The sequence below is a fragment of the Bacillus sp. OTU2372 genome (assembly GCF_038440275.1).
GTDB lineage: Bacteria > Bacillota > Bacilli > Bacillales > Cytobacillaceae > Neobacillus > Neobacillus bataviensis_B.
This window is the reverse complement of the sequence record NZ_JASATK010000014.1, coordinates 15,223-30,692: the sequence shown is the minus strand read 5'-3', so window position 1 is coordinate 30,692 and position 15,470 is coordinate 15,223. Positions and strand designations below refer to the sequence as shown.

The window sequence follows — 15,470 nt, the reverse complement described above, 5'->3', positions numbered from 1 at the left end:
ACTAGTGGCAACTGAACAAATTAAAATGCCTCAATTAGGGGAAAGTGTAACCGAAGGTACTATTAGCAAGTGGTTAGTAACTGTAGGTGATATGGTAAATAAATACGACCCGCTGGCCGAGGTCATGACCGATAAAGTAAATGCAGAAGTCCCGTCCTCCTTTACTGGTGTGATTAAAGAGCTGATTGCTGAAGAAGGAGAGACACTAGCCGTAGGGGAGATTATTTGTACAATTGAAGTGGAGGATAGCAGTACGCAGGACCCTTCTCTGGCGGTAAATCCAAATACGGAAGAAACAAGTAGGACAGAATCTGCACCTGCAGCGGGTCAAGAAAATAAAGCACGCTATTCACCTGCTGTTTTAAAAATTTCTCAAGAACATGGCATTGATTTAACGAAAGTGTCTGGCACCGGTGCGGGAGGAAGGATTACTAGAAAGGATCTATTGAAATTAATTGAATCTGGTAATATTTCAACTGCCGACCAGAAGGTTAATACCATAAATGAATCAGGACAAAGGCCAGAGGTCAAACAAGATGCAGCACAAGCTTTCACTAGTCAGCCCGCAGCGCTTTCGTCCCCGGCGGCTCAACAGGCAGCAGTTCCTATGACAACTGGAGACATAGAAATCCCTGTAACTGGAGTGCGTAAAGCGATCGCAGCTAATATGCTTCGCAGCAAACATGAGGCACCACATGCCTGGACCATGATTGAAGTGGATGCCACTAATCTTGTGGAATATCGTAATGGTTTAAAAGACGAATTTAAGAAGAAAGAGGGTTTCAATTTAACTTTCTTCGCCTTTTTTGTAAAAGCTGTTGCCCAAGCGTTAAAAGAATTTCCACAAATTAATTCGATGTGGGCAGGGGATAAAATTATTCAAAAGAAAGACATCAATATTTCTATTGCTGTGGCCACTGAGGATGCTCTTTACGTTCCAGTCATTAAAAATGCAGATGAAAAGACCATAAAGGGAATTGCCCGAGAAATCTCAGAACTTGCAGTTAAAGTGAGAACAGGTAAACTAAAATCAGAGGATATGCAAGGCGGTACATTCACAGTAAACAACACGGGTTCCTTTGGTTCCGTTCAATCAATGGGAATCATTAACTACCCACAAGCAGCAATACTTCAAGTGGAGTCAATCGTTAAACGGCCTGTTGTCATAAACAACAACATGATTGCTGTCCGTGATATGGTGAATCTATGTATGTCACTGGACCACAGGGTATTGGATGGACTAGTTTGCGGCCGTTTCTTACAACGTGTGAAAGAAATTCTTGAAAATACATCAAAAGCAACCACAACTATTTATTAGCAATAAATTACCGCTGCCTTTACGGGCAGCGGTTTTTATTATTAAAGTTATTAACGACAAGATGAAGAAATTGATTAACCTATTTTTTACAATGGTTTTCATTGCTTGAAATCTATTTGTACCATAAAATAGAAATAAGTATAATTAATTGAATTTTACTGCAATTCGGAAGAAAGGGGAGATGGAGTTGGAAAATATAAAAAATCAATCTTTTTTACAGAAAACAATTGATGATTGGCAGGCTAAAGCAGAAGCCTCCTTAAAAGGGAAAAAGATTGAATCCTTACACCGGCATACATATGAAAACATTTTTTTGAAACCGCTTTATATACGGAAAGGTGAGCATCCAGTTCCTAATTATTCAGGAGGCTCTGATTACCGACGAGGGATTTATCCGCTTGGATATTTGACAAATACGTGGAAGGTAGCACAGCAGTTAACTTATCAATCACCTGGAGAATTGAAAGAGAAGCTTCATGCAGCCCTAGAAAATGGGCAAACTGCTATTTCCTTTAAGGTATCGGAAGAATTAGTGGAAACAAATGACAGCCTTACGAGAGTTTTGGCAGGCCTCTATCATCAATATCCATTAGCGCTTAATACAAAAGGATGGCATTCAGCGATTCTAAATGTATTAGCAAAAATGGCAGAGGACGAAAATATGACTGATAAAATAACAGGTTATATGGGTTCAGACCCGATTGCCCTATTTGCCGAGGAAGGGGCTGTTTCACGGGAGTTTATCGAGGAATGGAAAAAAGATATAAACAAGTTTAGTCAAAGGTTTCCACACCTTAACACCATACTCATTGATATAACCCCTTATCATAATGGCGGAGCAAATGCCGTTCAAGAGCTGGGAATTGCCATCGCGGAAGGGGTACATTATCTTGATATCCTCCAGGATGGTGAAATGGACCTTAATTTAATTTTAAAAAAAATGGTCTTCCAATTCTCTATTGGAAGTAACTTCTTCATGGAAATTGCTAAACTTCGGGCAGCGCGGATACTTTGGAATCGAATAACTGAACTTTACACTGCCAAAGATGAAGCCCGGGGGATGGTCATTTCTGCCGAAACCTCTACGTTTACAAAATCCTTACATGACCCCTATGTCAATCTTCTGCGGGCTGGCAATGAAGCATTTGCGGCCGTCATCGGAGGGGTTCAATATTTACACGTTACTCCTTTTGATAGTCTTACAGTTACCACACCATTTTCAGAAAGAATCGCCAGAAATATCCAACTGCTCTTAAAACAAGAGGCACATCTAGAAAAAGTCATTGACCCAGCTGGCGGCTCTTGGTATGTGGAAGAGTTAACGAGTCAGCTCGCTGAAAAAGCATGGGAATTCTTCCAGCAAATTGATAGCCAGGGCGGTATATTAAATGTTTTAAAATCAAATTGGCTCCAGCATGAAATAGAAGCAACTTATCTAAAAAGGAATTTAGATTTTCAAACTAGGCGGCAAAACATGATTGGAACAAATGTTTATGCCGATATAAATGAACCTGAACCAAATCCCAAGCCGAGGAACACGAACAGTTTTTTTACAAATGGAACCTATTCATTGAGCAAAATAGAACCCATACCAGCACGGAGACTTTCGGAGCCCTTTGAAAAGCTGCGAAGAAAGGCAAAGCAGCTCGAAGAAAAAATAGGCACCATTCCATCAGTAGGGATGATATGTCTTGGCGAAATAAAGCAGCATAAACCAAGGCTGGATTTTATGAAAGGTTATCTAGCGGCTGGTGGTTTGAAAGCAGTGGATAGCAACCCAATCTTAACTTTAGAAAATGCTAAACAATTTGTTCTAGAAACTCCTACTTCCTATTTCTGCTTTTGTGGAACAAATGAACAGTACGAGCTAGCCGGTAGAAACATTTTAACAGCTTTAAAATCTGAATTTCCTGAACGTATATTTTACATAGCTGGGCTCCCTGAAATAGAAAAACAGCCCCAGTGGAAGAGTTTGGGTATTAAGCAGTTCATTCATGCAGGGACTAATTGCTATGAAACTCTATCAGATATCCTTACTGATATGGAGGTGAACACGGTTGAAGAAACAAAAGCCTAATTTTCAAAGTATTCCATTGTTTGCTGACCAAAAATTCATGACAAAAAGAGAGTGGGAAGAGAAAGTTAATCATGAAATTTCTTCTTCCATTGAAGATTTGCTGTTTGAAACGAATGAGCAAATATACCTTAAGCCTATTTATACAAAAGAGGATCGTGTAGGTTTAGAACATATTGATGACCTTCCTGGACTGCCTCCTTATACGAGAGGACCGTATCCGACCATGTATGTGAATCGGCCCTGGACGGTCAGGCAGTATGCAGGCTTTTCAACTGCTGAAGAAAGTAATGCCTTTTACCGACGAAATCTTGCTATGGGGCAAAAGGGATTATCAGTAGCCTTTGATTTAGCTACCCACCGCGGTTATGACTCCGATCATCCTCGTGTAGTTGGGGATGTTGGGAAAGCTGGTGTTGCCATAGACTCCATACTTGATATGAAGACACTTTTTGCAGGAATACCCTTGGATCAAATGTCTGTATCGATGACAATGAACGGGGCTGTCTTGCCGATTTTAGCTTTCTTTATCGTAACGGCAGAGGAACAGGGAGTCAGCCAAGAAAAGCTTTCGGGAACCATCCAAAACGATATATTAAAAGAATACATGGTTCGTAATACGTATATTTACCCACCTGAAATGTCGATGAAGATCATTGCGGATATCTTTGAATATACGTCCAAATACATGCCAAAGTTTAATAGTATTAGTATTTCTGGCTACCATATGCAAGAAGCGGGAGCTCCGGCGGATTTAGAATTAGCGTATACACTTGCAGATGGCTTAGAGTATGTCAGGACAGGGCTTAAAGCAGGCATCAATATCGATTCATTTGCCCCAAGACTGTCCTTTTTCTGGGCAATCGGGATGAATTACTTCATGGAAGTCGCCAAAATGCGGGCTGGGAGATTCATTTGGGCCAAAATGATGAAGTCTTTCCAGCCAAAGAATGAAAAATCATTAGCATTACGGACTCATTCACAAACGTCAGGTTGGAGTTTAACCGAACAGGATCCATTTAATAATGTTATGCGGACACTTATTGAAGCACATGCTGCAGCAATGGGGCATACCCAATCACTGCATACGAACGCTTTAGATGAGGCAATAGCCTTACCAACAGATTTCTCAGCCCGGATTGCTCGAAACACTCAGTTGTTTTTACAAGAAGAAACAGGGATTACCCATGTAATCGATCCTTGGGGAGGCTCTTATTATGTCGAAAAACTGACAGATGATTTAGTAAAAAGGGCCTGGACCCACATTGAAGAAATTGAAGGACTTGGGGGGATGGCTAAGGCTATAGAAACAGGTCTTCCCAAAATGAGAATCGAAGAAGCAGCAGCTAGAAGACAAGCGCAAATCGATTCTGGTAAAGAAACGATTATAGGGGTTAATCGCTACAGGCCTGAAAAGGAAGAAGCGATCGATATATTAGATATCGATAATACTGCCGTCCGTTTAAAGCAAATGGAGAAATTAACTGCTTTAAAAGCGGCTCGAGATAATCAAAAAGTGGAAGCGGCACTTAATGAATTAACAAAAGCTGCTGAAACAGGGGATCAAAATCTATTAGAACTTGCTGTTAAGGCAGCCAGAGTTAGAGCAACACTTGGTGAAATATCTGAAGCTATTGAGCGTGTGGCTACAAGACATAAAGCCGTCATTCGTTCCATTAGCGGTGTGTATAGTACAGCCTTTAGCAATGAGGAAGAGATCATTGAAGTGAAGAAAATGACAGATGATTTTCTTGAGAATGAAGGGAGACGGCCAAGAATCCTTATTGCGAAAATGGGTCAGGATGGTCATGATCGGGGAGCAAAGGTCATCGCCACTGCTTTCGCGGATTTAGGCTTTGATGTAGACATTAGTCCGCTGTTTCAAACGCCAGAAGAAACGGCTATTCAAGCCGTTGAAAATGATGTTCATGTAGTGGGCATGAGCTCGCTTGCAGCAGGTCATAAAACACTGCTGCCTCAACTAGTGGATGAACTAAAAAAAATGGGCCGAGAGGATATTCTGGTTGTCGTCGGCGGTGTCATCCCTTCCCAAGATTATCAATTTTTATATGACCATGGTGCAGCGGCCATTTTCGGACCGGGAACCATCATTCCTGTTGCTGCTCAAAAAGTGATTAGGGAGATTTATATAAAACTCGGTTATGAGGAAGTGTCGCAATAAATGGATCATAAACCGGAATGGAGTGACCCTAATAATTCTGACAGCTGTCTAAGCATCGTGCGACGAGGCAAGGAGCTTGAAAGTCAAACTGTCTCTTTTGAAAAAAATGTACGCTTTCAAAAACGAAATTCCACAGAACCGTCCATTGACGTTCTTTATGATGGGGTGCTAAAGGGTGACCGAAGCCTGCTTGCTCGAGCGATTACACTTGTAGAAAGTAATGCTGATCAGCATTTTCAAAAAGCTCAGCAGCTGTTGAAGATGCTCCTGCCCAAAACTGGTAAATCAATTCGTATCGGAATAACCGGTGTTCCAGGTGCAGGAAAGAGCACCTTTATTGAGGCTTTTGGTATACATTTGTGCAACCTAGGGTATCGGGTTGCTGTATTGGCTATTGATCCAAGTTCAAGTATCTCGGGCGGCAGTATTCTGGGCGACAAGACTAGAATGGAACAGTTATCAAGAAATGAGAACGCCTTTATTCGCCCGTCGCCAACAGGAGGAAAACTGGGCGGTGTACACAGAAAAACAAGAGAAGCAATGTTAATTTGTGAGTCGGCCGGATTTGATATTATTATAGTTGAAACGGTTGGTGTGGGCCAAAGCGAAGTAATTATCAGAGATATGGTTGATCTTTTCATTTTGCTTGTTTTGACAGGAGCAGGCGATGAACTTCAAGGAATGAAGAAGGGGATTATGGAACTAGCTGATATTATCCTTGTTCATAAGGCTGATGGAGCGAATAAACAGATAGCTGAACAAACTAGACAGGAATACAATCGAATTCTCCGCTTCCTTCAGCCAGCTACAAAAGGTTGGAATACAAAGGCCTATACTTGCTCTTCGATAACTCTTGAGGGAATTAACGAAATCTGGGGTGTTGTTCAATCCTTTGCAAAAACCGGAAAATCTTCAGGAGTTTTTGAGGAAAGGAGAAGAATACAAGCCAGGGAATGGTTTTATTCAATGATAACGGATCAGCTCCAATTTCTCTTTTACCATCATAAAGAGGTTAAAAGTGCTCTTCCTAAGCTTGAAAATGAAGTGATTTCTGGGGAAATGACTGTAGCTGCAGCTGTAGAGACATTATTTAAAACCTTTTTTTCAGAAACAAAAAGTTAACTTTACTAGTGAAGAAAATTCTGGACACGGGCATTGGTGAGTGCAAATCGTGGAGACGCTTTGGCTCAGCAGATTTCATTTCATTTGGAGAAAACACATTTTAACTGTTATTATATAGTTATATACGGAATATAAGGAGTGTGTTTTGATGAGTATGAATTTTAACTTTTTCATGAATGATGTAGTTAACCAGGCACGTCAAGAAATTGCGTCTGCTGGGTATAAAGAACTTAAAACACCTGCAGAAGTAGAGGATGCCTTTGCTCAAAAAGGAACCACATTAGTGATGATTAATTCAGTGTGCGGATGTGCAGGAGGCATTGCACGCCCAGCAGCAGCACATGCGCTTCATAATGATAAACGCCCTGACCATCTGGTTACAGTATTTGCTGGGCAGGATAAGGAGGCAACCGAAACAGCTAGAAGCTATTTCACAGGTTATCCACCTTCCTCTCCATCTTTTGCATTGTTAAAAGACGGTAAGATACTGACTATGATTGAAAGACATCAAATTGAGGGCTTTGATCCTGCAACAGTAGTAGCAAAGCTTCAAAGTGAATTTGATCAGTATTGTGAAGAAGTATAAGGAGTAAATAAATTAAGGTCAAATCGTGAAATGATTTGATCTTTTTTTATTGTCTAAATACAATTTTTAGTGTATATTTATTAATTGTTTTGTAAATTTAATCATAAAATCCGAGGTGTTTTCATATGAAGGAATTATTGAAAAATAAATTAGAAGCTATACAAAACAGATTATGGGAGATTAATGATATCTTGTATTATCAACCAGAGCTGGGTGATGAAGAATTTGAATCTATGAAACTTTTAGTGGAATTCCTTGAGCAACATCAATTTTCAGTCGAAACAGGTATCGTTGGCCGTCCTACTGCCTTTAAAGCAGTTTATGATAGTAAGAAAGAGGGACCTACTATTGCCTATTTGTCTGAATATGATGCCTTGCCGGAGGTTGGACATGGGTGCGGTCATAATATGATTGGAACTATGAGTGCTGGTGCAGGAGTTCTCTTAAGTAAAGTCGTGGATGAAATTGGCGGCCGTGTGATCGTATTAGGTACACCTGCAGAAGAAACAAATGGCGCTAAAGTACCGATGGCTAAACAAGGAGTATTTGACGACATTGATGCAGCGATGATTTTACACCCTGCAGATGAATCCTATGAGAGTGGTGATTCGTTAGCAATGGACGCTATTCAATTTGACTTCCGTGGCAGAACGAGTCATGCAGCGGCATCGCCAGAAAAGGGAATTAATGCATTGGATGCCGTTATTCAATTATTTAACGGGATCAATGCTCTGCGTCAACACGTTACTTCAGATGTTAGAATCCATGGGATTATTAAAGAAGGCGGTGTAGCTGCCAACATTGTTCCAGACAAAGCAATAGCTCAATTTTATGTTCGAGCAAAAGACCGAAACTACCTAAACGAGGTTGTTCAAAAGGTAATTAGTATTGCAGAAGGTGCATCGTCAATGACAGGTGCAGATGTTCACATTGAAAACTATGAGCTAAGCTATGACAATATGGTTACGAATCAAACCTTATCCCAATTATTTACAAGCAATCTATTAACAACGGGTGTTAAGCAAGTGGAGAAAGCGAAGGAATCTTATGGTTCCATTGATATGGGAAATGTTAGTCACGTCGTTCCAGCCATTCATCCTTATATTGGTCTTGATTCGCCTGGGCTGATTGCACATACGAGAGAATTTGCCGACCTAACAATCACTGACAACTCTCACAAAATTCTAGCTAGAGGTGCTTTGGCCCTTGCGCTTACGGGATATGATTTAATCACAAATAAAGAAGTACTTGAAAAAATGAAAAATGAATTTCGTCAGGCATAGATAATGGAAACCTGACCTCTGAAGTGCCTCTTCTTTGAGAGGTGCTTTTTTGGTGGATAAAATAATATTCGCATACCAAATTTTTTGAATATTTTTATATTAGAAAAACATCTTTTCAAAATAATCAGGGTGTGTTATTATTCATTTTGTTGAATAAAAATCCAATCTTAAATAACCAAATATTTATATAACACAGGGGGTTCCACTATGAAAAGAACTATTTTATTTTTAACATTAATTCTTACTTTAGTTGTTATGTCTGCTTGCGGTCAGAGTAATAAGGACGGGGCAAATGGGGAAAAAACAGCTGACAAGAAAGTATTAACAATGGCAACATCAGCTGATTTTGCTCCATTTGAATCAAGAGATCCATCAGGAAAGGTTATTGGATTTGATATTGACCTTGCTAATGCCATTGCAGATGAATTAGGTTATAAACTAGAAATCAAAGATATGAAGTTCGATGGTCTAATCGGTGCATTGCAAGCGAAGCGGGTTGATATGGTACTTGCTGGTATGTCGGCAACTGAAAAGCGCAAAAAAAATGTTGATTTTTCTACAGCTTATAACCATTCTGGTGAAATGTTCTTAACGAAAAAAGGTTCTACAATTAAAACAATTGATGATCTAAAAGGAAAAACCGTTGCAGTACAGCTAGGAACTATTCAGGAAGAAGGAGCTAAAACTCTTCAGAAAAAAGTTGATTTTACGCTTAAGCCTTTAGATAATTCAACAACATTGATTCAAGAACTAGTAACGGATCGTGTTCAAGTAGCGTACTTAGATAAATCAGTCGCAACAGGATACATGAAGGAACAGGGATTGGCTGGTTTTGATGATCCAACATCTAGTTCTCCAGGGATGGCTGTAGCTTTTCCAAAAGGCAGCAACTTAGTTGGTGATGTAAATAAAGCACTTCAAAAACTTGAAGAGAACGGAAAACTTCAAGAATTGAAGGATAAATGGTTAAAGGATCAAAAATAATTAGTAAAGACCCAATTCATTAGTTCGTCTTGATGAAGGTAAAGAAAATATTGAAGTGAGGTGTAAGGCATGAATTTGGATTTTAGCCAAATTGTGCCTTATATTCCTTTTATTTTAGAAGGAATATGGGTTACATTAAAATTTGTTATTATTTCCATTATTTTAGGTTTTATCCTTGGTACTATTCTAGCGTTATTTAAAATTTCACGTATAAAGGCTTTAAATTGGTTTGGTGACGCTTATACATCTATTTTTCGTGGTACACCATTAATTTTGCAATTAATGCTAATCTATTTTGCGATTCCGCAATTAACAGGTTATGACATATCACCATTTTTATCTTCAATTTTAGCATTTGGTTTGAATTCATCAGCCTATGTTTCAGAAATCATCAGGGCAGGAATTCAAGCAGTTGATAAAGGTCAAACTGAAGCGGCCCAAGCGCTGGGAGTTCCTTATCGTCTTATGATGAAGGACCTTATATTGCCTCAAGCATTAAAAAATATTTTACCAGCTCTTATGAACGAATTTATTACCCTAACGAAAGAATCGGCACTTGTATCGACGATTGGATATTTAGATTTGATGCGCCGTGCGCAAGTGGTGGGAGCTGATACTTATCGAAATTTTGAACCACTTATATTTGTTGGATTAATCTATTGGATTTTAGTAATGGTGCTTACACTGGCTGGTAAATGGGTTGAAAGGAGGATGAAATTCAGTGATTAAAGTTGAAAACCTCTATAAACAATTCGGGGAAAATGAAGTCCTAAAAAATATTTCTACCAGTATAGATAGCGGCGAAGTAGTTTCTATCATTGGACCTTCAGGTTCGGGCAAGTCAACTTTTCTTCGTTGTTTAAATTTGTTAGAGACACCGACGAAAGGAAAAGTATGGATTAATAATCAAGAGATTACCGATAAAAAAACGAACATTATGAAAGTTCGAGAACAAATCGGAATGGTTTTTCAGCACTTTTATTTATTCCCGCATCTGACTGTTTTAGAGAACTTAACATACGCCCCCATGAAAGTTAAAGGGGAATCCCGTGATACAGCTGAAGCAAAAGCTCGGGAATTGCTTGCTAGAGTGGGTCTTACTGAAAAAGAAGCTGCTTATCCAAATAACCTATCAGGTGGTCAGAAGCAGCGTGTAGCGATCGCACGTGCTCTTGCAATGGAACCAAAGTTAATGTTATTTGATGAGCCTACATCAGCTCTTGACCCAGAAATGGTAAAGGAAGTATTAACCGTTATGAAGGACCTAGCCCAATCAGGAATGACGATGGCTATCGTCACACATGAAATGGGGTTTGCTCGTGAGGTTTCTGACCGTATAATCTTCCTTGATGAAGGAAAATTATTAGAAGAAGGCTCACCGAATGAATTTTTTAATGATCCTCGTACAAGCAGAGCAAAGGACTTTTTAGAGAAAGTATTGTAAAAAGTTAACCTTACATCGGTCTTTTAAAAGCAATTTTTCTTGAAATACATGTTTTAATAGGGATATGCTAAAGATGGTCTTTATGATCATCTTTTTATTTTTAGATAAGAAAGTATAAAAGTTTTTGACTTTGAGAATTGTCTAGCTCCAGCGCCTAGCCCCTCGAGGTCACAAGCATATCCAGTTGCGGCTCCTTGGGACTCGAAGCCTAAGCCACCCCCTGAAGAAGGCAAAAAGCGCCTTCTTGCAGGGTGCGTCTTAGTCTAGAGTCCCAGGGCAGTCGCCTCCACATTTAGGTCAATCCGTCCAAAAGGTTAAAAGGCAACCTTTCGGCCGGCTTGTCTTGTGCTTGGCTACAGAAAGCTATCGCTTTCTGTACGCATTAAGGGCGTCTAGTCTTTGACCCTGCTTTCACTAGCCAGTCGACAAGTCGCCCTATATCGGGGCTGACCAAGGCGCTTGCGCTTTTCTTATTCTAATCTAGGAGATAATTTATGAAATTTCGCATCGGTTATCGGACTATTAAAACTGCAGTAGGAACAGCTGTTTCAATCTTAATTGCACATCAGCTGGGATTAAACAACTTCGCGTCGGCAGGTATTTTAACAATTTTATGTATCCAAGTAACAAAAAGAAGGTCACTTCGTACTGCGTGGGATCGTTTTTTAGCATGCGTATTAGCAATGCCTTTTTCGGCACTTTTTTTCGAGGGAATTGGTTATCATCCGATTGTTATTGGGGTAATGCTGCTCTTCTTTATTCCGATAATCGTTATGTTGAAGGCGCCTGACGGAGTAGTAACCAGCAGTGTCATTATTTTACACATTTTTATGGCTCACCATATTTCATGGACGCTATTTTTTAATGAATTAGGAGTTATTACAGTTGGTATAGGTGTTGCACTACTCATTAACCTTTACATGCCGAGTGCTGATAAAAAACTAAGAGAATATCAAGTGAAGATTGAGGGGAATTTTAAAATTATCTTATGTGAAATGGTAAGCTACTTAAGAAAAGGTGAAAGCAGTTGGGATGGAAAAGAAATTACTGAAAGTGCCAAGCTGCTTGATGAGGCAAAAATGATTGCGTTAAGAGATTTTGAAAACCGTATACTCCGTGAAGACAACCTTTATTATCAGTATTTTAAAATGAGAGAAAAGCAATTTGAAATTATTGAACGCGTTTTACCAATTGTTACTTCACTCACAAGTACTGTGGAGCAGGGAATGATGGTGGCAGCTTTTCTTGAGGAATTATCAGAAAATATCCATCCCGGGAACACAGCGTATATTTATATCGATAAGTTAAGAGTGATGAAAAAACAATTTGAAGAAATGGAACTGCCTAAAACAAGAGAGGAATTTGAAGTTCGGGCAGCACTCTTGCAATTAGTCAATGAAATGAATGAGTATCTTATTATCAAAAGCTCTTTTTATGTAAAAAAAATAAAACTGCATGAAACGAAGAAGGCAGAGGCAAACTAGGGAAAAAAAGCAGGTGGTTGGATTGATTAAACTATTATCGCCTCTCCTCATGACTTTTTTTCTCTCACCACTTTGGCCATTGGGGCCCAATCCTATGCCTGGTGACCCCTTCCTAATTGTAAATAAAACAAAAAATGAACTAGCGCTTATCAGTGATAATAAAGTTCAAACGATTGTCAGTGTTGGCACCGGTAAAACGCAAGAATTAACGCCGGAGGGGCTTTTTACGATTACAGTAAAGGCGAAGAATCCATATTATCGTAAGAAAAATATTCTAGGAGGAGATCCCCAAAATCCACTTGGATCTAGATGGATTGGGTTTGATGCAAAAGGAACAGACGGCCGTACGTATGGTATCCATGGAACCAATCGACCAGCTTCCATCGGTAAATATGTCTCCCAAGGTTGTATCCGCACCCAAAATGAGGTGGTATCCTCACTTTTCCCATTAATCCCGCTTGGAACAAAAATATTGGTTACTTCCTCAAATAAATCATTTGAAGTTTTAGCAAAAGAAAATGGAGCAATAAAATAAGAGAAGGGACTGTTCAAATTCGAACAGTCCCTTCTTATTTTATTAGGATAAATAACTTGCAATACCTAATAGGAGGGTTGAGGCCAACATGGCAAAAAGCATTAGATAGACGATAATTTTTCTTGTTTTCTTTTTAGACAATTTAAGAACCTCCTTCTTTATGAGATAAGAAAGTATAAAAGTTTTTGACTTTGAGAATTGTCTGGCTCCAGCGCCTAGCCCCTCGATGGACTACAGCCAATCCGGCCAAAAGGTTAAAAAGCAACCTTTCGGCCGGCTCGTCTTATGCTTGTCGGGGCTGACCAAGGCGCTTGCGCTTTTCTTACTTTCATAAGCTTTATTCTTATTTTACTAGGAAAAGCCCAAATGAACAACGGAACTACTAAGCAAAATAGGAAGGATTTATGAAATATGTAACGAATAAAGTAATTGTCTGATTTATTTTAATTTTGGAACAGAGGGGAAAACATGATTAAAAAAGTCGACCATATTGGAATTGCTGTAAAGTCTCTTGAGCAAACGCTGCCATTTTATACGGATGTGCTAAAGCTTTCGTTGTTAGGGATCGAGGAGGTTGACAGCCAAAAAGTCAAAGTGGCTTTTCTAAAAGCAGGTGAAACCAAAATAGAGCTTCTAGAGCCAACCACAGAGGAAAGCCCGGTTGCAGCATTTATTGCCAAACGTGGTGAAGGAATTCACCATATAGCTCTTGGTGTGACGTCCATTGAAGAAAGAATAGCTGATATAAAAGAACATGGGATCAAGATGATTGATGACCAGCCGAGACTGGGGGCTAGAGGGGCACAAATTGCTTTTATGCACCCAAAATCCACCGCTGGTGTACTATTTGAGCTTTGCGAGAAAAAGGGGATGAAGGGGTAATGATAGACATTTATGAAAAAATCAATGAATTGTATGATAAACGCAGGGAAGTAGAGCTTGGCGGCGGGGATGAAAGAATTGATAAGCAGCATGAAAAAGGGAAATTGACAGCGCGCGAAAGAATCGACCTGCTAGTTGATAAAGGCAGTTTCATCGAATTAAATCCTTTTATTGAACACCGAACCAACGACTTTGGCTTGGATGAACAAAAAGGTCCAGGCGATGGGGTTGTGACAGGCTTTGGAAAAGTAAATGGCAGACCGATCTATTTATTCTCACAGGACTTCACTGTTTTCGGCGGTGCATTAGGGGAAATGCATGCCAAAAAAATTGCTGCAGTTATGGATTTAGCAGCTAAAAACGGTACACCCTTTGTGGGCTTAAATGATTCCGGCGGGGCGCGCATACAAGAAGGTGTTGTATCACTTGATGGGTATGGACATATTTTTTATCGGAATGCCATATACTCAGGGGTGATTCCACAAATTTCTGTCATCATGGGACCTTGCGCAGGTGGTGCTGTCTATTCACCAGCGATTACTGATTTTGTCTTTATGGTTGAGAAAACAAGTCAAATGTTTATTACAGGTCCAAAGGTAATTGAAACAGTAACGGGAGAAAAGATTTCCCCAGAAGACCTCGGGGGGGCAAATGTTCATAATTCTATTAGTGGAAACGCCCATTTTCAAGCCGCTACAGAAGCAGAGGTCTTGGAAAATGTACGCAGAGTCTTGAGCTATCTTCCACAGAATAATGGAGAAAAGCCGCCTGTGCTAGAAGTGGAGGAAGAGAACGATTACCGTCCTGATTTAATGGATGTTGTGCCATTTGATGCCGTCCGCCCTTATGATGTTAGAAAGGTGATAGAGCAAGTAGTTGATGGGGGCTCTTTTATGGAGATTCATCAAAACTTTGCAAAAAATATTGTTGTTGGATTTGCACGTATTAAAGGTGAAACAGTCGGACTTGTCTGCAATCAGCCAAAAGTAATGGCGGGGGGCCTGGATATTGATTCATCCGATAAAGCGGCAAGGTTTATTAGGACCTGTGATTCTTTTAATATCCCCATAATTACATTCGAGGATGTAACCGGTTTCTTCCCCGGGGTAAAACAGGAACACGGCGGAATCATTCGCCATGGGGCCAAAATTTTATTCGCCTACTCCGAAGCAACTGTACCAAAATTGACAGTTATTTTAAGAAAAGCCTATGGCGGTGCATATGTGGCGTTAAATAGTAAATCAATTGGTGCAGACCTAGTATTTGCTTGGCCAAATGCCGAAATCGCCGTAATGGGTCCACAAGGGGCAGCTAATATTATATTCGCAAAAGAAATTAGCAGTAGTAAAAATCCTGAGCTAACAAGGCAGCAAAAAATTGAAGAGTACCGTCAAAAATTTGCGAACCCCTATGTCGCCGCAAGCAGAGGTATGGTCGATGATGTGATTGATCCCCGAGATACCAGAATAAAAATTATTCAAGCATTGGAAATGCTAAAAACAAAACAAGAGTCCCGGCCAGCCAAAAAGCATGGTAATATCCCGCTCTAAATTAACACTTATCTCTTTCATTTGAT

At 39.8% G+C, this 15,470-nt stretch carries 14 protein-coding genes; 13 read left to right on the top strand and 1 reads right to left on the bottom strand.

Features of this window, described 5'->3' with window-relative positions:
• Positions 1–4 precede the first annotated feature (4 nt).
• The 11 genes from AAHB15_RS19590 (at position 5) to AAHB15_RS19540 (ending at position 13,012) form a co-directional block, all read left to right on the top strand.
• Positions 5–1,318 carry a dihydrolipoamide acetyltransferase family protein gene (locus tag AAHB15_RS19590; protein WP_335572973.1) on the top strand — a complete coding sequence of 438 codons (1,314 nt, stop codon included), beginning with the start codon at positions 5–7 and terminating at the stop codon, positions 1,316–1,318.
• A 181-nt stretch (positions 1,319–1,499) separates the two neighbouring features.
• Complete coding sequence (locus tag AAHB15_RS19585) at positions 1,500–3,395, top strand: methylmalonyl-CoA mutase subunit beta (RefSeq protein WP_342043129.1); 1,896 nt, start codon at positions 1,500–1,502, stop codon at positions 3,393–3,395.
• A 37-nt stretch (positions 3,396–3,432) separates the two neighbouring features.
• On the top strand, positions 3,433–5,574 hold the full coding sequence (scpA, locus tag AAHB15_RS19580) for a methylmalonyl-CoA mutase (protein ID WP_335572981.1): 2,142 nt from the start codon (positions 3,433–3,435) through the stop codon (positions 5,572–5,574).
• Positions 5,575–6,696: a methylmalonyl Co-A mutase-associated GTPase MeaB gene (gene meaB, locus AAHB15_RS19575; RefSeq protein ID WP_335572975.1), complete on the top strand. Its 1,122-nt coding sequence runs from the start codon at positions 5,575–5,577 to the stop codon at positions 6,694–6,696.
• A gap of 148 nt (positions 6,697–6,844) precedes the next feature.
• Positions 6,845–7,282: a BrxA/BrxB family bacilliredoxin gene (locus tag AAHB15_RS19570; RefSeq protein WP_335572976.1), complete on the top strand. Its 438-nt coding sequence runs from the start codon at positions 6,845–6,847 to the stop codon at positions 7,280–7,282.
• Positions 7,283–7,407: 125 nt separating this feature from the next.
• The gene (locus AAHB15_RS19565; protein ID WP_335572977.1) at positions 7,408–8,565 is read left to right on the top strand and encodes a M20 family metallopeptidase; all 1,158 of its coding nucleotides are present in this window, start codon (positions 7,408–7,410) and stop codon (positions 8,563–8,565) included.
• 207 nt (positions 8,566–8,772) lie between these two features.
• Positions 8,773–9,549, top strand: a complete 777-nt coding sequence (locus tag AAHB15_RS19560; protein ID WP_335572978.1) for a transporter substrate-binding domain-containing protein — start codon at positions 8,773–8,775, stop codon at positions 9,547–9,549.
• A gap of 69 nt (positions 9,550–9,618) precedes the next feature.
• A complete protein-coding gene (locus AAHB15_RS19555) occupies positions 9,619–10,278 on the top strand; it encodes an amino acid ABC transporter permease (RefSeq protein ID WP_098530096.1) in 660 nt (219 codons plus the stop codon).
• Positions 10,271–10,993 carry an amino acid ABC transporter ATP-binding protein gene (locus tag AAHB15_RS19550; RefSeq protein ID WP_098530097.1) on the top strand — a complete coding sequence of 241 codons (723 nt, stop codon included), beginning with the start codon at positions 10,271–10,273 and terminating at the stop codon, positions 10,991–10,993. The genes AAHB15_RS19555 and AAHB15_RS19550 overlap by 8 nt, the downstream gene beginning before the upstream one ends.
• Before the next feature lie 494 nt (positions 10,994–11,487).
• Positions 11,488–12,477 carry an aromatic acid exporter family protein gene (locus AAHB15_RS19545; RefSeq protein ID WP_335574843.1) on the top strand — a complete coding sequence of 330 codons (990 nt, stop codon included), beginning with the start codon at positions 11,488–11,490 and terminating at the stop codon, positions 12,475–12,477.
• Positions 12,478–12,526: 49 nt separating this feature from the next.
• On the top strand, positions 12,527–13,012 hold the full coding sequence (locus AAHB15_RS19540; protein ID WP_335574847.1) for a L,D-transpeptidase: 486 nt from the start codon (positions 12,527–12,529) through the stop codon (positions 13,010–13,012).
• Positions 13,013–13,054: 42 nt separating this feature from the next.
• Here AAHB15_RS19540 and prli42 read toward each other — a convergent pair whose 3' ends face one another.
• Positions 13,055–13,153 (bottom strand): stressosome-associated protein Prli42, encoded by a 99-nt coding sequence (gene prli42, locus AAHB15_RS19535; RefSeq protein WP_176541180.1) that lies wholly within the window; start codon positions 13,151–13,153, stop codon positions 13,055–13,057.
• 327 nt (positions 13,154–13,480) lie between these two features.
• On the opposite strand from prli42, the gene mce reads away from it, so the two are divergent.
• The gene (gene mce, locus AAHB15_RS19530; protein ID WP_335574844.1) at positions 13,481–13,894 is read left to right on the top strand and encodes a methylmalonyl-CoA epimerase; all 414 of its coding nucleotides are present in this window, start codon (positions 13,481–13,483) and stop codon (positions 13,892–13,894) included.
• On the top strand, positions 13,894–15,444 hold the full coding sequence (locus AAHB15_RS19525; RefSeq protein ID WP_335574845.1) for an acyl-CoA carboxylase subunit beta: 1,551 nt from the start codon (positions 13,894–13,896) through the stop codon (positions 15,442–15,444). The genes mce and AAHB15_RS19525 overlap by 1 nt, the downstream gene beginning before the upstream one ends.
• Positions 15,445–15,470 lie beyond the last annotated feature (26 nt).